Here is an 18,825-nt window from a genome sequence, read left to right as displayed (position 1 = left end):
GGTCATCGCACCGCCGGGCGGCGGACCCCTCCTTCATGCTGGCTTGCCTTGGGAGCCGCCTTTCGGCTGCGAAGGGCGCTGCTCGCCCGCCCGCTCGTTGACCGCGTGTTACTTCACGGGCGGCTTCGGGTGCCCGTCGGTGTTGGTGTGGTCCTGCTCCTCGCCGTTGCCGCCCCGGTCGTCGCTCTTGCCGAAGGTCGCCAGGAAGTAGCGCTCGCCATTGCTGGTGTAGCGGTACGGCCGGCCCCAGGGGTCCATCGGCAGGGAGGGCAGGTACTTCGGCACCAGCAGCTCGCCCAGGTCCGCCTCCTCGGGAAGCGTGTTCCCGTCGGCGCGGTAGCGCTCCAGCGCGTCCTCCAGCACGGCGAAGTCGCGGTGGATCTGCTCGGTGTACACGGCCTTGGAGCGGGTGAACGCCCCCACGAGCACCGCCACGATGAGCCCGAGCGCGAACACCAGACCCACCCAGAGGATGGGCGAGCGGCGGGACGGGGGCGTCGGATGGGCGTTGGCGGTGGAAGTCATGGCGCCGGCCTTATAGCGCGCGGTACAGCGGGACGGGCTGCTGCTTTCCCTTCAGTCGCACGGGCGGCAGGTCCTCGAAGGCCGTCTCGTTGGCGTCCACCAGCTCGCGGGTGCGCTCGCCCACGAGGATTTCGCCCGGCCCGGCCAGCGCGCACAGCCTCGCGGCCACGTTCACCGCGTCGCCAATGCAGGTGTACTCGGCGCGCACGGTGCTGCCGATGTTGCCGGCCACCACCACGCCCGAGTTGATGCCGATGCCCAGCTCCAGCACCAGCGGCCGGCCCTCGCGCCCGTTGGCGGCCCACTCCGACTCGGCCTCGATGCGCAGGTCCGCCATGGCGTCCATCATCATCTTCGCGCACTGGAGCGCGCGCAGCGCGTCGTCCGGGCGGGCCACCGGGGCGCCGAACACCGCCATGAGGCCGTCGCCGAGGAACTTGTCGAGCGTGCCGCCGCAGGTGAACACCGCGTCCGACATCCGCCCGAGCACCTGGTTGAGCACGCCCACCACCTGCTCGGGCGGGAGGGTCTCCGACAGGCTGGTGAAGTTGCGGATGTCGGCGAAGAGCAGCGTCACCTCGCGCTTCTCGCCGGTGAGCACCACCGCGTCCGCGCTCTTGAGGATTTCGTCCACCACCGCGTCGGAGGTGTAGCGCGCGAACAGCTTGCGCATGCGCTCCGTCTCGCCGGTGCGGCGCACCACGCTCTCGATGCGCGCGGCCAGCTCGTCCATGGACGCGGACTTGTTGACGTAGTCGTCCGCGCCGGCGCGCAGGCCGCGCACGCGCTCGGCCTCGCGGTCATTGGCGGTGAGGATGATGACGGGCACGCCGCGGCTGGGGCCCTCCTTCAGCCGGCGGCACAGCTCCACGCCGTCGAGGCCGGGCATCTCCAAATCGCTGAGAACGATGACCGGCTGCAGGCGGCTCATGCCCTCCAGCGCCTCGAAGGGGTCCTGGAAGCAGAGGACCTCGTAGCCCAGCGCGACGAGCCCCTCCTGCACGAAGGCGCAGGCCAGGGGGCTGTCGTCCACCACCACCACGCGACGGCGGCCGTCGACGAAGGGACGCGGAGCCTCCTGGCGGCCGGCGATGCGGTTCTGGAGGCTGAGGCCCTCGTAGATCTGCTTGTACGTGCAGTGGCCGAGCTCCACGAGGATTTCGCCCAGCTTGCGGCCGTCGCGGCGCTGGCGGGCGAGCGCCTCCTCGAGCTGCGCGAGCGTCACGTACTTGAGGCCCACGAGCAGCTCGCCCAGCGCGGGCTGCAGGGGGCTCTTGTCCTGGTGCAGCCCGAGCGCCTCGCCGAGGGCGTCCTGAATCTGCTCGCGGGTGACGTAGCCCAGGGAGATGAGCGCCTCGCCCACGCGCTGACCGGTGAGGGCCTGGAGGGCGAGGGCCTCCTGCACCTGGCTGGGCGTGACGATGCCCAGCTTGAGGAGCAGGTCACCGAAGAGGGGGCTCGAAGCACTCATGGGCGTGAATCCTAGCACCCCTCCCCTGGCGCGTGCCTTCACGGGCAGCGGGGATTTGGTGCGGGGATGACACGGGATGTCAGCGCCCCGGCTTCCGCGTGCCGGAGGACTTTCCGGAGGGTGCGGGGAGGAGCAGCTCCACGCGCCGGTTGGCCTCGCGTCCCTGGGAGGTCTCGTTGGAGGCCACGGGGCGGTCCGGCCCGTAGCCCCGGGCGTCCAGGCGGTCGGCGGGGACCCCCTGCGTCACGAGGTATTCGCGCACGACCTCGGCGCGGGCCTGGGAGAGGGCGCGGTTGGCGTCGGCGTCGCCGCGGTTGTCGGTGTGGCTCTCGATGAGGAGCGTCTTGAACTCCGGGTGGACGAGGAGGACGCGGGCCACGTTGTCCAGCACGGGGAGGGAGCGCGCCTGGAGGGTGGCCGTGCCGGGCTCGAAGATGATGCGCTCGCGAAGCTCCAGCCGGTCCTGGCGGATGATGACGAACTGCTTCTGCTCGAGCGGGCAGCCCTGGTTGTCCTGCGCGCCGGACTGGCGGGGGCAGTTGTCGCGATGGTCCGCGACGGAGTCACCATCCGTGTCGCGCTCGGGGCAGCCGCGCAGGGAGGGGAAGCCCTCATCGAGGGGGCAGTCGTCGTCGGCGTCCGGGACGCCGTCCTGGTCCGCGTCCTTCTCGGGGCAGCCGTCGCGGGACGCGGGGCCGGCGTCTTCCGGGCACTTGTCGGCCGGGCCCTCCAGGCCGTCACGGTCGAGGTCCTCCACGGGACAGCCCTGGCGCTCCACCGCGCCGAAGACGCGGGGGCAGGCGTCCCTGGAGTCCTCGACGCCATCCTCGTCCAGGTCGCGCGCGGGGCAGCCCTCGCGAGACGCGGAGCCGGCGTGGCGGGGGCACTTGTCGGTGGAGTCGTCCACGCCGTCGCCGTCGGTGTCCCTGGGTGGGCAGCCCTTCGTCGCGGCGGAGCCCTTGGCGCGGGGGCAGGCGTCGTCGGCGTTGCGTACGCCGTCGCCGTCATCGTCGAGCGTGGGGGGATTCTCGGGGGTGTGGCTGCACGCGGGCGCGAGCGCCCCCAGCACGGTGGCGAGGAGGGCCAGACGAAGGAAGGCGCGCATCATGATGGAAGCAACAGAGCGCAGGGGACGCGGCGTGTCCAGGAGGGTCGGGGATGCATCCGTGGTGTCAGCGGACCCGCACCTCGCGGAAGGTGACGCCGTCCAGGGACAATTGCTTCACGGTGTCCACGAAACGCTCGGTGGCGAGGATGACGGCGGACCAGTCGGCCAATCGGAACAGGTCCACGTCCGTGGGCAGCGTCGCGGCGTCGAGGATGTATGGGTCCGGGAGGCTGTAGTTCGCCGCTCCGCACCGCTCGCACGTCCTTGCATCCGCGGGCAGGCAGTCCGGGTGGAACCCGCCACGAAGCTCCAGCTGCGGCTCCAGCAGCTCGGGTGGGTTCTTGCCGCGGAAGCGGACTTCCAGGGGGCAGCCATGGAGCCCTCGGATGCCGGCCTCCTGCAAGCGAGTCAGTGCCTCCCTGCGAATCTGCACGAAGCTGGGGTCATGCATGAAGAGCTGCCCGAAGGTGCCCGAGGCCTTTCCGACCATCGGGCCCAGCGCCATTCCTGGCATCAGCACCGCTCCGGGAGGGAGCAGCGGGCGGAGCTGCTCGCTCAGTCGGAGGTACTCATCAAGGGGCTGGGGCAGCTTGTACTCGTAGTCGCGTACGTTCGGCAGCGCCGACAGGTCCACGCAGGGGTAGCGCACCGTCGTGTCCCCAAAGACTCTGGCGCCACACCCAGGGCAGTCGACCACCGATGGCAGGTACCACTTGTAGATGCCGCTCAGGCTGCCCGTGTAGGGCGCCGACCTGTCGGCTCTCAGCTCGTAGAATTTCAAGCAGCACCCACGTGGCGGGACATCATCGGAACTGCCGGTAATAGGGCACGACTGGCCCGGTCAATTCGAATCGGTAGATGAGGGCTCCCGCATGGCGGAAGATCTCCTCACGCGGCACGTCCCTACGGCGGTTGGACACGATGAACTCTCTCCACGCCTCATTCCACAAACCTCCGGAAGGCCCTCCGCTATGGATACGCCGGTGGACGTATTCCGGAATGAGCAGGGTGTAGTCATGGATGTTGATGCCCTGCTCCCTGAACCACATGGCCAGGTCCTGCGCCTGAGGGAAGATGTGGTGCTTCTGCAGGCGCGGCGCCGGCAGCAATGCAAAGGGCACTCGCGGCGGAGGCGGCGGCGGTTGTGATGCCGCGTACCACCGGAACGTCATCACCGGCTCGGCGCCCCGGCGCATCGCCGGAGACCAGCGCGACACACGTCCCGGCCGGACGGGCCCCATGGGCAGGCCCGGCCTCACGTACTGGACCCGCTCTATCTCCAGCTCGGAGCCCTGGAGTGACTCCTCCTCCAGTTCCACGTCCTCGCAGTGGAAGAAGCCGCACAGGCGCTCCTCGCACGCGAGCACCACGCACGAGTCCTCTTCCGGCGACTCACACCCGACCGCGGGCGCCGCATCCTCCCACGCGCGCAGCGCCGGATGGGACGAGGCACATGCGCTCAACACCCCCGCGGCAAGCAGCAGGGCAAGTCCAGGGAGTCCTCTCATGAAGCCCAGGAATCTCCCTGATGCGCCGCGGGGAACGAAATGAAAAGCCGCGCAGGTGCGCGTGTCATCGCACCTCGATGGTGCGGGTCAGCCAGTCCGTTCCCCCGCGCTCATCTCGCGCGACCACGTAGAACGTGACCTGCTGTGCCGTATCGGGCGTGGTGTACTCAGTCTCCGGCTCACCGGGCTCGCCCTCCACCGGCTGCACCGAGCGGAAGAACTCCACATCCCCCGTGCCCGTCGCATGCCACGCGTACGAGATGCGCTCCGTGGCCTCCCCTTCCGCGCCCACGTACGTCTCCTGGCTGCCCTCCGCGAGCACCGGCGTGAACTCCACCTCCGCCCCCATCGGCAGCGGCCCAGAGAGCGGCGTCCCTTGGTACAGCACATCTGTCAGCCGGGGATTCTGGTTCGGCGTGTCCGTGAGCCGCGCCGTCATCCGGCGCAGTCCGCGCTCCCCACCCTCCGGCGTGCCGCTGCCGTCGCTCACCTCGTAGCCCACGTAGAAGTTCACCCCCGCTTCCAGACGCGCGCGCACCGCCGGGTCGCTCGTGTCGCCTCCCACCTCCTCCAGCAGCGCCCGCAGCGCCGGGTCCTCCGGAGAGAGCCGTCCCTCCGGCAGCGCCACTCCATCCTTCCCCGGGCACTCGAAGTCCGCCGAGTACACATTCCCCGGCCGGCACAGCGCGAACGTCACCGTGAGCGGCCGCGCATCCGGCGCCACCGCGAGCGCCTCCAGCCGCACCGTCTCTGGTGCCCCTCCGCCCGGAGGAAGCACCAGCTCCGCCGGCGTGCTCCGCACCGCGAGCACCCGCACCCGTGTCACCTGACTCTGCTTCTCCAGGTCGTTGTCACACCCGGAAACCCACAGTCCCGCCGCCATCACCGCGGCCCTCGCGAAACCCTGGCGCATGCCCATGGCTAGAAGCTCCCCTTGACGCCCAGCACGGGCAGGATGGGCAGCCCGCGGAAGTACTCCCGCTGGCTGTAGTTGTAGCTGTACGTGACGCCCTCGAACGCCGCGCGGTTGTACGCGTTGGTCAAGTCGAGGAAGAGATTCAGGCTCCACCGCTCGTAGACCCACGTCTTGTCCACGCGCACGTCGAGCTGGTGGAAGGACGGCAGCCGCTCGCTGTTCACCGCGCCGTAGAACGGCACGTAGACGTCCGCCAGGTCGTCGCGCACCGAGCCCACCACCGGCGTCGTCGGGTTGCCCGACGCGAACCGGAAGCGCGCCCCCAGCTCCCAGCCCCCCGGCAGCTTGTACGAGCCCACCAGCGTCAGCACGTGGGTCTGGTCGTTGTCGAACAGGCGCGTCCCCGCCCCGGGCCGGTCCGTCCGCTCCGAGCGGCTCACCGTGTACGCCAGCCACCCGAAGAGCCGGTCCGTCAGCGCGCGGCGCACCAGCAGCTCCGCGCCGTACACCGTGCCGCGCCCGTCGTTCGCCAGCCGCTCCGGAACCTGCTGCCCGCCCCGCTCCACCGTGCGACTCGAGTTGACCACGAGCCGGCTCAGCCGGTTGTAGAAGCCCTCCGCCGACACGAACCACTCCTGCGACGGCTTCCACTCCGCGCCCAGGCTCGACTGCACGCTGCGCTCGGCGAGCAACTCCGGGTTGCCAATCTCGAGGATGGGCTCTCCCTGCGTGGGGAACACGTGGTACACGCCCGTGCCGCCCTTCAGCGTCCACTGCTCGGTGAGCGCGTAGCGCGCGGCGAGCCTCGGGCTGAACACCCGCCGCGGGTCCGCCTGGTCCGTGTACACATACGACTCCGAGCGCAGCCCCGGCACCACCAGCAGCTCCGGCAGCGGCTTCAGCCGCGCCTCCACCCATGTGGCCGGGTAGTACTGCGTGGCGCGCTTGCTCTCGATGCGCGTGTAATCCCGCACCGGGTCGGGCAGCTCCGGCTGGCCCTCGCGCGAAATCGTGGTGGACGTCTCCGACGTCAGGCGCGCCCGCTGCGCGGAGACATCCAGCCCGCCGGCCAGTGTCACCGCGTCGGAGAACGGGTACTCGGCGGTGGTGCGCAGCGTCCCCTCGCGGTAGCGCAGGTCGATGCCGCCCACGCCGGGCGGGTTCACCAGGACGATGCCCCAGCCGTACATGCCGATGGTGTCCAGGCGCAGCTTCTCGCCCCGGTAACGGTGGCGCAGCCGCAGCTGCGTGAAGCCCGTTCGCAGGCGGAAGTCTCCGGACGCGGTCGGGTCGTCATCGGAGGGGCGCTCGAAGACGAGCCCCAGCTGGTCATCCGAGGTGAGCGTGAGGAAGTCGAACGAGTGCCGCGACGAAGCACGCCACTCCACGCGGGCCTGGGCGTCGTAGTAGCGCGGCGCCACCCGGAAGCCGTCGGTGACGTCCTCCGGTGCCAACTTCAACACGCCGTCGATGTAGCTGCGCCGCCCGGCGATGGCGACGCTCACGTCCTTCGCCACCGGCGCCTCCAGCACCGCGTTCGCCTCGATGAGACTCACCGACGCGGTGCCACCGAAGCGGTCCGTGCGCGGAGCCCGGCTCTTCACGTCGATGATGCCGCCAATCGCATTGCCGTACGCGGCCGGGAAGTTGCCGGGCAGGTAGTCCAGCGACTCCAGCAGGTCGGAGTTGTAGACGCTGTTGAGTCCCCCGAAGTGGTACAGCAGCGGGATGCGCACGCCGTCCAGGTAGACGCCCGACTGCTGCGGCCCCGTGCCGCGGATGACGATGTCTCCGCCATTGAAGGCGGGCCGCGCCACGCCGGGCAGGTTCTGCACCACCTTCAGCGTGTCGCCCTGGGTGCCGGGCACGCGCTGCACCTCGGCCACCTGGAGGGTGGTGCGGGTGACCTCCTTGCGCTCGCGCTCGCTGCGCACCACCGTCTCGAAGGGGCTGAAGATGCGCTTGCGCACGTAGTACGTGGCGCGCGTCTGCTCGCCCTCGGTCACCGTCTCCTGCGTCGTGAAGCGCTGGTAGCCGGGGAGCACCACCACCACCTCGTGGGTGCCCTGGGGCACGCCGCGCAGCGAGAAGCGCCCTTCCCCATCCGTCGTGGTGGACAGGCCCAGCGCGGGCAACGCCACCTCCGCGGCCTCCAGCGGCTTGCGCGTGCCCCGCTCCAGCGCGAGCCCGCTGAAGTTGACCGGCAGTTCCGGCACCCCGCCGTCCGCCGCCTGCGTCACCGGCTCCTCGCGCCAGACGAACTGGTAGGCGTAGTTGATGCGCACCGGCGAGGGGACACCATCCACCTCGGCGGGCTCGAACTCGAACTGGCGGACCGCGGCGATGGCCGCTTCGTCGAAGCCGTTGCCGGCGGGCTCCAGCACCTGAACGTCCGTCACGGCGCCGGTGTCGGAGATGTCCACCTGCAGGAGCACCGTGCCGGAGAGCTGCTGCCGGAGCGCCTCGGGGGGATAGGGCGCCTCCACCTGCCGCTTCAGCTCCGGGGGCCTGGTGAGCACGCCGGTGGCCGCGCCCCCATCCGCCGTGCCCGCGTCCGGCACCGCCCCCTGCGTTCCCTGCGCCAGCGCCAGGACCGGTGCGAGCAGCAGCACCAGCAGGCCCGCGCTCCGCCAGCGCCATTCTGCTACCCGGTTGATTGACTCTATCAAGAAAGGCCTCCAGGCGGTTTCAGCCCGTATAGAGGCCCAGGACGTCCCAGCGGAAATTCCGTTACCGGAAAGCTCGCTCCAGGACAGATATCTTCAATCAACTGGTTCCATAAACCCGCTTGCCCCTACTTCCGAGGCGCCTTCGCTCGACGTGCCCCCGGCCTCTTCCCGGAGGCTGCCTTCCGCGGGCGCGGCTCGGGGCGTCCCCCCTCCACCCCGTGCGCCTTCAGGAACCGCTCCACGTGGTCATCCAGGAACCGGTCGAGCGCGAGCGGACGGCACTTCGTGCCCTGCAACCCGTGCTGGTGCAGCAGGGCGAACATGAACGGCGTCACCAGCTCCAGCGCCGCATGGCGCAGGTCGCACGGGGCCAGCTCCCCCTTCGCCACGTGGAGCGCGATGCGCGCCTCCGCGGACTGGAGCGTGGGGTCCAGCACCTCGTTGAGGTACGTCGCGCCCACGTTCGGGTCCACGAGCCCCGCGGTGAACCCCAGGGTGTGCATGGGCCCCAGCCCCCGGGACCAGCCGCCCTGGAAGTACTCCAGGAACCAGCGCAGCGAGGCGCGCGCGTCCCCCCGGTCGGCCGTGGCCCCCTCGGCGACGTAGCGCTCTCCCACCTCGCGCAGGGCGACGAAGACGGCCTGGAGCAGCTCCTCGCGCGTCTTGAAGTAGTGCCGCAGCGTCGCCGGGTTGAGCCCGGCGCTGGCCGCCAGCTCGCGGAAGCTGGCCGTCGCGCCCCCCACGGTCAGCAGGCGTTGCTGCAGCGACCGCAGGATGGCGCGCCGGTTCTCCTCATGGTCGCGGTTGCGACTGCCCTTCGGCCTCGGCATCGCGACGACTTAACCGCGTTTCTTCCACCCGCGCATGAAAATATGGGAGCACCTATCCCGTCTGCGACACGGCCTCGGCCAGGGGCAGCTCCACGGTGAAGGTGGAGCCCTTGCCCGGCTCGCTCTCCAGGCGGATGCAGCCACCGTGGGCCTCGATGATGCGCCGGGTAATCCACAGTCCCAGGCCCAGCCCCTTGAAGTGCTGCACCGACGCCGAGCGCTCGAAGCGCTCGAAGATGCGCTCCTGCTCCTCCGGCGCCACGCCGATGCCCTCGTCGCGGACCGCCAGCCGTGCCACCGAGCCCCGCGCATCCACCGTCACCAGCACCGGCCGGCCCGCGCCGTACTTCGCCGCGTTGGTCAGCAGATTCACCAGCACCTGCTCCAGCCGCAACCGGTCCCACCTGCCCATCACCGGCGTGTCCGCCACCAGTCGCACCTCGCTTCCCGCGCGCACCAGCTCCTCGGACATGCGCGCCACCAGCTCGCGCGTCAGCGCCGCCAGGTCCACCTCCTCGCGCTGGAGGCTCAGCCGCCCGGCGCTGATGCGCGACACGTCCAGCAGGTCGTCGATGAGCAGTCCCAGCCGCTGGCTCGCCCGCGCCGCCCTCTCCGCGCGCTCCGCCAGCCCGTTGACCGCCATCGCGTCCTTCGCCATGCGCGCCAGCAGGTGAATCTGGAGCTGGAGCGCGTTGAGCGGCGACTTCAGCTCGTGCCCCGCCACCGACAGCAGCTCGTCGCGCGCCCGCACCGCCTGCGTGGCCGCGCCGTACAGCCGGGCGTCCTCGATGGCCAGCGCCGCGCGCGCCGCCAGGCTCTCCAGCAGCGCGCGCTCCTCCACGGTGTACTCGCGCCCCTGCGCCTCGCGCATCACCCCCAGCGTGCCCACCACGCGGCCCCGCGCGCCCAGCGGGACGATGATGAGGCTGTGCGGCCCGTAGTGCTCCAGGAAGGACACCACCTCCGGCAGCCGCTCGCCGTGAAGCTCCTCCGCCTTCAGCCGGGGCAGGAAGAGCGTCTGCCCGGTGGCCGCCACGCGCCCCGACAGCCCCTCGCCCAGCCGGGGCGGGTGCCGCCGCAGCGACTCCTCCAGCACCACGCGCGCGCCCGGGTTCGGGTGGTGCAGCGACACCACGTCCAGGTGCACCCGGTCCTCGGACAGGAGCTGGAGCACGCACGCGTCGCCAATCGCCTCGGACACCTTGCTCGCCAGCACGTCCAGCACCGTGGGCAGGTCCAGCCCCGCCTCGGCGATGAGCTGGCTGACCTGCACCAGCACGTGGAGCCGCGCGGCGCTCCTCCGGCTCTCCTCCTCCGCCGTGCGGGCCTGGCGCAGCAGCCGCGCGTTGTCGATGGCCAGCGCCGCCCGTCCCGCCAGCTCCACCGCCAGCGCCAGGTCCGCCTCGTCGAAGGACGTGCGCTCCTCGCCGCGCACGAAGGTGAGCGCCCCCTGCGTGCGATGGCGCGCCACCAGCGGCGCCACGATGAGCGAGCCCCCACCGGGCAGGCGCGTCCCGTCCGCCGCCAGCGCCTCCATCCCCTTCGGACGCGTCAGCATCCGCGCGCGCCCCGTGGCCAGCACCTCCGACAGCAGCGAGGCGTGCAGCGGCCCCGCGGCCTCGGGCACGACACACGGCATCTCCGAGTCCGTCGGCGCCTCGCGCGAGTCGGCGTGCAGCACCGCCAGCCGGCGCACCACGCCGTCCTCGTACGCGTCCACGGTGCACCCATCCGCGAAGCCGCCCAGCGCGAGCTTCGCCACGCCGGACACCGTGTCCTCCCACTCCAGCGAGCTGGCCACCAGGGCGCTCGCGTCCGCCAGCAGCTGCAGGCGCTGTCCGGCCTCCTCGGCCTGGAGCCGCGCGGTGCGCTCCCGCTCGTACAGCCGCGAGCGCTCCAGCGCCTGACCACACTGCCGCGCCAGCCCGGTGATGGACGTGCGCTCCAGCGCGGAGAAGCGCTTCGCCTCCGCGAAGCCGAAGCCCAGCGTTCCGAAGACGTGCCCCTCCACGTACAGCGGCAGCATCACCAGCGACTGCATCCGACCTGGCCCCACCAGGGACGACAGCCGCGGGTAGCGCGCGCGCACCTCGTCCGCCGTCTCCAGCCACACCGGCGCGCCCGTGCGGACCGCCTCGTAGCCCGGCAGGTCCTTGCCGCCCTTGGGCAGCACACGCATGGGCGCCACCAGGTCCTCGGGCACGCCCACCGAGGCCGTCAGCTCCACCGCCGTCCCCGCCGGGTCCACCAGGTGCACCATGCCGCCCACCGCTCCCACCGCGGGCAGGCCCAGCTCCAGCACCACGCGCGCCACCTCGTCGCGGGTGAGCGCGCGGCCGAAGGCCTCCGTCACCGCCTGGAAGCGGCTGAGGCGCAGCACCTCGCTCTGCTCCACCTCCGCGCGCGCGTGCAGCACCGACTGGCGCGTGGTCTCCGCCGTGCGCTCGCGCTCCAGGGCCAGCCCGGCCAGCCGCGAGTAGAGTCCGAAGCGTTTGATGTCCGCCTCCGTGGGCTGCCGTGCCTGACGGAAGAGCACCGCCAGCACCCCGGCGGCCCCCCTCCCCGAGGAGAAGAAGATGGGCAGCGACAGGAGCGCGCCCGCGGCCAGTCGCCGTCGCGCCTCCGGCTCGTCCGCCAGCAGCCCGTCGCGCTCCAGCTCCGCCGCCACGTACGGCACCGGCAGCTCGGAAGGGCCGGGCGCGGACGCCAAGAGCCGCTGCGCGCAGATGGTGGCGGCCTCCTCGGGCACTCCCGGCGTGACGAGTGTGCGCAGCCTCCCAGACTCGCCCCACCAGCACACGAAGGCACCGGGCGCGTCCAGCGTGGCCGCTGATTGACGTAGCAATTCCTCCAGCACCGCCACCACTGGCGGTGCCGCCGCGAACCGCTCCAGGGCCCGCGACATGCGGTCCACCGCGGCAACCAGGCTGCTCTCGGGCACCTTCATGCCCCACTCCCCCCGGCACGGGCCGTGACGCCCCTGCCTCAACTCGTATTCTCCCACGTCTGGGGAATCAGGGGAACCCGGGGGTGGGCTCTACCCCTCCCTACAGTGCTCAGTGCTCGAACACCCTGAAGAAGGCGAAGAAGATTTCGAGCACGATGAGGAGGATGATGATGGCCTCGAGCGTGTGGGAGCGGTCGATGTCCACGTCGCCCTTGAGCAGGCCATACGTCTGGGCGAGCAGCTGCTGCTTGCGGGTGACGGAGTCCTGCCACGCGGGGATGCGCATGCGGCGCACGGCGCCCTCGTAGACCTTGGCCAGGTAGAAGTCGCCGATGATTTTGAGGCTGTTCTCCACGCGCTCGATGAACTCGTTGAGGTCCACCAGCGTGCCCAGCGTCTGCCGCGTCAGGTTGCGGTAGGGACTGCGGAACAGCCGAATCCAGCCGTGGCGCTTGGCCTGCACCTCGTCGTGGATGCGGGCGATGTGCGAGTCGAGCCGCTCGTCGTAGTAGCGGAACTCCAGGAGCTGCGCGTTGGCGATCTCCAACAGGTCCGGGATGTCCCGGGAGCCCGAGGGCTCGTAGACGAAGGCGCTGTTCCAGTCGATGACGACCAGGTCGTTGACGGTGTAGCTGAAGCGCGTCTTGGTGACGGACTCGATTTCGTCCGCGGACAGGGGGACGGAGCCGTTCTCGCCCAGGAGGAGCCGGGCGATGTCCGCATGGGCGAGCAGCTGCTCCGCGCTCGGGTTGCCGCGGATGCTTTCGGCGAAGATGACGGTGTAGCTCTCGTTCTGGTCCCACAGGTGCGGCGCCTGCACGGCGGGGGCGATGGTGCGGCGCACGCCCTCGACGAGCTCCAGGGCGAGGTCCTCCAGCGCCTGGCTGTCATAGAGCTCGTCGGCCACGCGCGTGAGGTGCTCGAAGGAGGTGCCGGGGACGACGGGGACGCGGAGGATGATGGAGGCGGCGCCGTGGTCGAACAGGCGCGCGGTGGCGTCCACCGTGACGGGCCCATCCTTCAGGGCGAGCGGGCGGCGGCCCAGTTCATAGGCCAACGGCGGGTTGGGGAGCTGGAGGTACTGGCTGTTCTCGCGGGACAGCTTCAGCCGGCGCGAGTCCTCGGTGAGCGCCTTGCGCGCGCGCTCGAGGTCGATTTCCTCCGCGATGTCGAACGTGCGGTAGCAGAGGAAATGGGCCTTGTCGAAGAGCAGGGGGACCGCGGCATCCATGGTGCGGACAGAGTAACCGCTCACACCCCCCAGAGGACGCGAAGTTCCAGGGAGAACACATCGAACGGTTCGGCACGGACGATGGCCCCACCCGCATGTGTGGCGAGTGGAACGTAGCGTGAGTCCTCCAGCCGGAAGACCTCCAGGGTGCGAGGCTTCGGGTCGATGAGCCATACGTGCCGCACACCTTCACGCGCGTAGACGGTCATCTTCCGGTCACGGTCCAGCGCGGCGGTGGAGGGCGAGAGCACTTCACAGACCCAATCCGGAGCAATCCTGACGCCGACACCCGACGGCAGCTCTGGCACGCGCTCGCGCCGCCAGCCCGCGAGGTCGGGCACGAGCACGTCGTCGCCCAGGTGCAGTTCGGGCTCGAAGATGAGGTGCCAGCCCCCGGGCCCGTCACCACCACCGCGGCCGAAGGGTCCATACAGCTCTCCATATAGATGGGAGGCTGCCCGCCCATGCGACATGGTCGGCCGCGGACTCGCGTACAGCACGCCGCCAATCAGCTCCCCTATCTTGTCGGACGGGAGGGCCTCCAAATCGGCATAGGTGGCGGGCTTCTGGGTCATTTGCTGGATGGGCAACCCGTGAGGTAGTCTCATGACCGGAGATTCGCACCCCGGTCCGACATTGCAAGCCGTGGCTACGTCAGGACAATCCTCCAGGCAAAAGACTCGCGCCACCCGCGCGCAGGGGATGGCGCGACACGTCCGATGTTACAGGAGCGCGGGGCCGGCGGAACCGGCCCTCACTCACTCCTCCGGCTCATGCGGCGGGAAGACGACAGGCTTGCCAGGGCCGGGGCTGTCATCCGGCAGGTTGCCGATGTGCCCTGGCGAGGGAACGGGCCGATCGCCCGCCTCGCGCTTGAGGGGCGCCTCGTCCTCGGGCAGCCGTGGGTCCTTCTTGGGGACATCGCGCTCGGCCATGGTGCTCTCCTCCCGTGAGGGAACGAAGGTGTGGGTCTCCTCAAGCTAGGGAGCGGCCCCGGAATGGGCAGTCCACGCGGGCCGGACGCAGGGCAACCGTCCAACCAGCCATTCCGCGCCGGTCGAATGCCCGCCCTCTCCGCCAACGTCATCACCGTGCCCCCCTCGCTCCGGAGGGAATGCGCCTCTAGAGTGCCTCGCCAGCACATGGGCGGAGGGGGGCCGGGCTCCGCCATCTGAAAGGACGGAGTCGTGGTTCAGCGCATGGTGCGTCGTCTGGGTCTCTTCTCGGGCGCCGCGGTGGCGGTGTTGCTGGCATGTTCTCCCGCCAGCGCGAAGGCCCCTCCAACCCCTGACGCGGGTACGCCCGCCGCCCAGGACGCCGGCTCCGCCAGGGACAAGGCGAAGCCGGAGCCGGAGAAGGGCGAGTCCACCGCCGCGTCCGAAGAGGGCGGCCGCTGCACCGGCAAGGCCACCTTCTGCGCCGTCTATGGGCAGACCTTCTGCAGCAGCCAGCCGGGGTGCGCCTACTCCTTCGCCACCCGGACCTGCATGGGCCTGGCGCCAAAGTGCGAGACGGCCACCAACCCGGCCTTCTGCAAGAAAATCAAGGGCTGCCAGTGGCAGTGAGCGGTACTCGCTGAGTCAACCGCTCACGGCCCCCGGTTGCGGGCCGTGGGCGGCGCCAGCTCCGTGCGCACGTCCCACAGCTCCGGGAAGAAGCGCAGGTCCAACGCCTTGCGCAAAAAGCCCACGCCCGACGAGCCGCCGGTGCCCTGCTTGAAGCCGATGATGCGCATCACCGTCATCATGTGGCGGTAGCGCCAGAGCTGGAACCGCTCCTCGGTGTCCACCAGCTTCTCGCACATCTCATACGCATCCCAGTGCGCGTCCGTGTCCTCGTAGATGCGGCGGAACACCTCCATCACCTCGGGGCTCTTCTCGTACGGCGTGCGCCAGTCGCGCTGCACGTGGCTCTGCGGCACCTTGTGCCCCATGCGCGCCAGGTGGCGAAGGAATTCGTCGTAGAGGCTGGGGGACTCGAACAGCCGCTCCAGCTCGCTGTGGATGGCCGGCACGTGGCGGAAGGGCCCCAGCGCCTGCGGGTCCTTGTTGCCCAGCAGGAACTCCACCGCGCGGTACTGGAAGCTCTGGAACCCCGACGCGCTGCCGAGCGTCTCCCGGAACTCCAGGTACTCGTTCGGCGTGAGCGTCTCCAGCACGCTCCACTGCTCGAAGAGCATCCGCTGGATGTGCGCCACCCGCGCGAAAATCTTGAACGAGGGCTCCAGCCGGTCCGCCTGCACATAGCGGATGCACGCGCTCAGCTCGTGGATGAGCAGCTTCATCCACAGCTCGCTCGTCTGGTGCTGGATGATGAAGAGCAGCTCGTCGTGATGCGGCGGTTGCGAGCGCGGAACCTGCGCCGACAGCAGCCGGTCGAGCTGAAGGTATTCACCGTACGTGGTCCTACCGGCCAGGTCGGTGAGGATTCCAGGCTCCAGGTCTCGTTTGTTCATGGGCCCGGGCATACATGCTCCTGCGAGTCCCCGCGAGCAAGTCTCTCTCGCACGGACGAACCCCGAACCCTCTCCCTGCACGGCATGGGAGCACGGTAGACGGGGGCGCGGTCACGTTCCTGCCCGGGCCGGGGCAGCGTGCCGCTAGGCTAACCGGCGTTGCCGGCCTGGGCGGCCGCCGCCAACGCCTTGGACGCGGCGCGTCCACGCGGCAGCTTGATGTCCTCGACGGAGTCCGGCTCGGCGTAGTCCCGCCACGCGGAGGGCCGGCGGTTGGTCTTCTCCAGCATCCGCAGCTTCTGGTAGTGGGCCGCGCAGTAGCCCTTGGTGCGGCTGGGCTTGCCGCAGCCGATGATGGCGCACGCGCGCGAGCCCTCGGTGCCACTGGCCGCCGGCTTGCGGCCGCGGCGCTTGCCACCCGCCGCCGGCGGGGCGCTCACCGCGGCGCGCGCGGGAGGACGGCCCGGCCCACGACGGCCCGCCTTGGCCGCCGGCGCGTTGGCGCCGAACAGGGGGCCCACGACCTCGGCCAGCGGCGCCAGCCGCTCGGCCACGTTGCGAAGCGCGTCCAGATCCGCCGTGCCCGCCTCCAGACGCGACACCACGTCACGGAGCGGCTTGAGCTGCGCATCGATTTCGTTGCGGATCATGTCCCGAAACGCTTTGTCCACGGACATTCGTTGAATCCTCACCTGGGAAACGAGGGGGGTAGGTCAAAGAAGGGGGGATGCTGTCTTGTGATGCAGCCATACCCATACCTTCCAAAAAAGGATTTGTCTAAAGGAAGCGATAAAAGTTGTGACTCTGCAACGTCCCGACAGCCCTTTTGTCGCAGGTCTCACCTGTTTCCCGGTGTTTCGGGAAGGGGTATAGGCGCCTCAGCCGTCCCAGCGGAGGGACTCCAGGAGGGGGCCCCGTCCGGGGATGTGGAAGGCCTGGGTGCGCGCGAGGAGCTCCTCGCGGGTGGCCGATAAATCACGCCGGATTTCATCCAGTTGCAGGGGGTCCAGCGCCTTGGCCAACCGTGGCAGGATGGCGTTCTCTTCTTCTTGGAAATGCGCCACCACCAGGTCCTCGAGGGCGAACAGGCGCGCCTGCCATTCGGGGTGACCGGGTGGCAGGTCTTCCAGCTCGTCCATCAGCTCGCGCATGGTGAGGTGGTCCTCGGCCTCCTGCAGGGTCCGGTCGCGTCCCTCCACCTGCATGAGCAGGGGATAGAAGCAGCGCTCCTCCAGTCGCGAGTGCAGCCGCAACAGCTCCAGCAGCTCCGCCACCTCCCCTCGCGCATCTTCGAAGTCGGCGTCGGACACGAGCCGCTCGAAGCGCTCCTCCAGCTCCCGGTGCTGCTCGATGAGGATGTCGAACGGGCTGCCCATGTCCCAACGTTCGACATGGTGGTACAGGCAGACAACCAGAGCAGACCTTCAGTCAGCCATTAAATATCCTGACAACCTGTCGGGTTCCGACCGTCCGTTCGGTCCGCTGGAGGGATTGCGGGCGGCGGGCGCCTGCCTGGCGGCCTGCCTTCGCGGCAGGGTCTGGGTGCCGGAGCGCGGGGGCATCTCCATCTTTCTTCCCCGTGGAAGCCTCGCTCGCCAGCCTGCGCCGGGCCGTGTTCCGCTTCGCCGAAAAGGGCGCGGAGCTGTCGGCCCTGTACCACCGCGCGAAGCTGTTGGGCGCCGAGCACCTGCCCCTGGACGGGCCCGTGCTGCTGGTGGGCAACCATGGCGTGTGGGGTTACGAGACGCCCGCCTTCTTCCACCTCGTTCATCAAGCGACAGGCCGCTACCCGGTGGGCCTGGCCGAGCACGGCTTCTTCCGCATCCCCCTGGTGCGCACCGTGCTGCCCTGGCTGGGCGGCATCGAGGGCACGCGGGAGAACGCGCTGGCGGCGCTGGAGGCCGGGCAGCTCGTCGTCTGCTACCCCGGCGGGGCGCGGGAGACCTTCAAACGCAGCCAGGGGCGCTACCGGCTGCGCTGGGAGCGGGCCCTGGGCTTCGCGCGGCTGGCGGCGCGCGCGGGCGTGCCGGTGGTGCCCTTCGCCGGCTTCGGGGTGGACGACGCCTTCTTCTGGCCTCCGGCCGAGGAGCGGCTGTGCCTCCAGCTGGCCCGGGGGGACAAGTACCGGATGCCGCTGGTGATGGGCCCGCTGCCCGTGCAGCTCACCTTCGCGGTGGGCGAGCCGCACGAGCCGCCCCCTCCGGACGCGCCCGAATCCCGCTTGTTAGCCTTCCGGCACCGCGTCGCCGCCAGCGTCCGGCGGCTGCTCCTGAGGGCCTGCCATGCTTGATGCCTCGTCCCCTCCCGCCGTGAGCCACCGCAGCCCGCCGCTCGTCCCGGACGTGGAGGACATCCAGTCCGGCTACGAGCACCTCCTCCACGAGGAGCGCTTCGTCCGTGGCACGCCGGTGCGACTGTTCACCTTTCCCCAGGGCACCCAGGACGAATCCCGCACCGTGGTGTGCCTGCCGGGACTGGGCGCCAGCGGGCGTTCCTTCGCGCCCATGGGGCCACTCGCGGACGAACTGCGCCTGCTGTTGTGGACGCCGCCCCTGCGCACCCCGGCCACGCACACGCCGCTGCAATGGAACCTCGCCGTGCTGAACCACGCCGAGGCCCTGCTGCCGGAGCGCTTCGCGCTGCTGGGCTCGTCGTATGGCAGCCTGCTGTCCATCGCCTACACGCTGGCGCACCCGGAGCGGGTGAAGGCGCTGGTGCTCATCTCGCCGGTGGCCAGCGTGCGCCGCATCCGCCGGCTGGCGTTGACGCTGTCCACGCTGGTGCGCTCGCCCCGGCCGCTGGCGTATGTCTTCGCGCCCACGGTGGCGAGGGTGCTGGGCGGCATGTACCTGCCCCCGGAAGGACGCGCGGAAATCGTCCGCGAGGCGCGGCGGCTGTCCTCCATGGAGCTGCTGCGCCGCCTGCGAGACGTGCTGGCGGCGGACTTCCTGCACCGGCTCCACGAGATTCGCGTGCCCACGCTCGTCATCCAGGGTGGCAGGGATTTGCTGGTGCCCGGCTGGGCCGCGCGCGACGTGGCCGAGCGCATCCCTGGCGCCCGCATGGAGGTGCTCCGGCAGGCCAGCCACCTGCCGTACATGAGCCACTCACAGTCCTTCAACAGCCTCGTCGGAGACTTCCTCCTCAAGCACGCCGTCTGACATC

General features: G+C 70.3%; 18 protein-coding genes. 3 read left to right on the top strand and 15 right to left on the bottom strand.

All coding sequences use genetic code 11. From position 1 onward, the window contains the following. Positions 1-108: 108 nt before the first annotated feature. The 12 genes from HG543_RS03975 to HG543_RS03920 all read right to left on the bottom strand — a co-directional run bounded on the left by HG543_RS03975 (position 109) and on the right by HG543_RS03920 (position 14,140). Entirely contained in the window at positions 109-525 is a 417-nt protein-coding gene (locus tag HG543_RS03975) for a type II secretion system protein GspG (protein ID WP_169343297.1), read from the bottom strand. 10 nt (positions 526-535) lie between these two features. Beyond that, positions 536-1,996: an adenylate/guanylate cyclase domain-containing protein gene (locus HG543_RS03970; protein ID WP_169343296.1), complete on the bottom strand. Its 1,461-nt coding sequence runs from the start codon at positions 1,994-1,996 to the stop codon at positions 536-538. A 79-nt stretch (positions 1,997-2,075) separates the two neighbouring features. Further along, the gene (locus tag HG543_RS03965) at positions 2,076-3,104 is read right to left on the bottom strand and encodes an OmpA family protein (protein ID WP_169343295.1); all 1,029 of its coding nucleotides are present in this window, start codon (positions 3,102-3,104) and stop codon (positions 2,076-2,078) included. Positions 3,105-3,168: 64 nt separating this feature from the next. Next, positions 3,169-3,885: a SitI6 family double-CXXCG motif immunity protein gene (gene sitI6, locus HG543_RS03960; protein WP_169343294.1), complete on the bottom strand. Its 717-nt coding sequence runs from the start codon at positions 3,883-3,885 to the stop codon at positions 3,169-3,171. Positions 3,886-3,907: 22 nt separating this feature from the next. After that, positions 3,908-4,612 (bottom strand): SitA6 family polymorphic toxin lipoprotein, encoded by a 705-nt coding sequence (gene sitA6 / locus HG543_RS03955; protein ID WP_169343293.1) that lies wholly within the window; start codon positions 4,610-4,612, stop codon positions 3,908-3,910. A 64-nt stretch (positions 4,613-4,676) separates the two neighbouring features. Further along, positions 4,677-5,525 carry a hypothetical protein gene (locus HG543_RS03950; protein ID WP_246356733.1) on the bottom strand — a complete coding sequence of 283 codons (849 nt, stop codon included), beginning with the start codon at positions 5,523-5,525 and terminating at the stop codon, positions 4,677-4,679. A gap of 8 nt (positions 5,526-5,533) precedes the next feature. Next, positions 5,534-8,197 carry a TonB-dependent receptor domain-containing protein gene (locus tag HG543_RS03945; protein ID WP_343073269.1) on the bottom strand — a complete coding sequence of 888 codons (2,664 nt, stop codon included), beginning with the start codon at positions 8,195-8,197 and terminating at the stop codon, positions 5,534-5,536. Positions 8,198-8,322: 125 nt separating this feature from the next. Next, complete coding sequence (locus HG543_RS03940) at positions 8,323-9,027, bottom strand: TetR/AcrR family transcriptional regulator (RefSeq protein ID WP_169343292.1); 705 nt, start codon at positions 9,025-9,027, stop codon at positions 8,323-8,325. A 52-nt stretch (positions 9,028-9,079) separates the two neighbouring features. Beyond that, entirely contained in the window at positions 9,080-11,974 is a 2,895-nt protein-coding gene (locus tag HG543_RS03935) for a GAF domain-containing sensor histidine kinase (protein ID WP_169343291.1), read from the bottom strand. A 109-nt stretch (positions 11,975-12,083) separates the two neighbouring features. Further along, a complete protein-coding gene (locus HG543_RS03930; protein ID WP_169343290.1) occupies positions 12,084-13,205 on the bottom strand; it encodes a hypothetical protein in 1,122 nt (373 codons plus the stop codon). Between the two features lie 20 nt (positions 13,206-13,225). Continuing rightward, positions 13,226-13,780 (bottom strand): Uma2 family endonuclease, encoded by a 555-nt coding sequence (locus HG543_RS03925; RefSeq protein WP_169343289.1) that lies wholly within the window; start codon positions 13,778-13,780, stop codon positions 13,226-13,228. Positions 13,781-13,963: 183 nt separating this feature from the next. After that, positions 13,964-14,140, bottom strand: a complete 177-nt coding sequence (locus HG543_RS03920; RefSeq protein ID WP_169343288.1) for a hypothetical protein — start codon at positions 14,138-14,140, stop codon at positions 13,964-13,966. Positions 14,141-14,404: 264 nt separating this feature from the next. Here HG543_RS03920 and HG543_RS03915 point away from each other — a divergent pair, with 264 nt between their 5' ends. Continuing rightward, positions 14,405-14,770, top strand: coding sequence for a hypothetical protein (locus tag HG543_RS03915; RefSeq protein WP_169343287.1), 366 nt, complete (start codon positions 14,405-14,407; stop codon positions 14,768-14,770). A gap of 23 nt (positions 14,771-14,793) precedes the next feature. Here the strand turns inward: HG543_RS03915 and HG543_RS03910 are convergent, their stop codons facing one another. From HG543_RS03910 to HG543_RS03900, 3 genes are all read right to left on the bottom strand, one after another. Continuing rightward, positions 14,794-15,672, bottom strand: a complete 879-nt coding sequence (locus tag HG543_RS03910) for a tryptophan 2,3-dioxygenase (protein ID WP_169343286.1) — start codon at positions 15,670-15,672, stop codon at positions 14,794-14,796. A 137-nt stretch (positions 15,673-15,809) separates the two neighbouring features. Next, the gene (locus HG543_RS03905; RefSeq protein ID WP_169343285.1) at positions 15,810-16,337 is read right to left on the bottom strand and encodes a cell wall protein; all 528 of its coding nucleotides are present in this window, start codon (positions 16,335-16,337) and stop codon (positions 15,810-15,812) included. 201 nt (positions 16,338-16,538) lie between these two features. Further along, positions 16,539-17,036, bottom strand: a complete 498-nt coding sequence (locus HG543_RS03900; protein ID WP_169343284.1) for a hemerythrin domain-containing protein — start codon at positions 17,034-17,036, stop codon at positions 16,539-16,541. 203 nt (positions 17,037-17,239) lie between these two features. Here HG543_RS03900 and HG543_RS03895 point away from each other — a divergent pair, with 203 nt between their 5' ends. Together HG543_RS03895 and HG543_RS03890 are read left to right on the top strand one after the other, a co-directional pair. Beyond that, positions 17,240-17,950, top strand: a complete 711-nt coding sequence (locus tag HG543_RS03895) for a 1-acyl-sn-glycerol-3-phosphate acyltransferase (RefSeq protein ID WP_169343283.1) — start codon at positions 17,240-17,242, stop codon at positions 17,948-17,950. Further along, the gene (locus HG543_RS03890; protein WP_169343282.1) at positions 17,943-18,821 is read left to right on the top strand and encodes an alpha/beta fold hydrolase; all 879 of its coding nucleotides are present in this window, start codon (positions 17,943-17,945) and stop codon (positions 18,819-18,821) included. The genes HG543_RS03895 and HG543_RS03890 overlap by 8 nt, the downstream gene beginning before the upstream one ends. The last annotated feature ends 4 nt before the right edge of the window (positions 18,822-18,825 follow it).

The sequence above is a fragment of the Pyxidicoccus fallax genome (assembly GCF_012933655.1).
Lineage (GTDB): Bacteria > Myxococcota > Myxococcia > Myxococcales > Myxococcaceae > Myxococcus > Myxococcus fallax.
The sequence above is the reverse complement of the archived record's forward strand: the minus strand, read 5'-3'. Positions and strand labels throughout refer to the sequence as shown.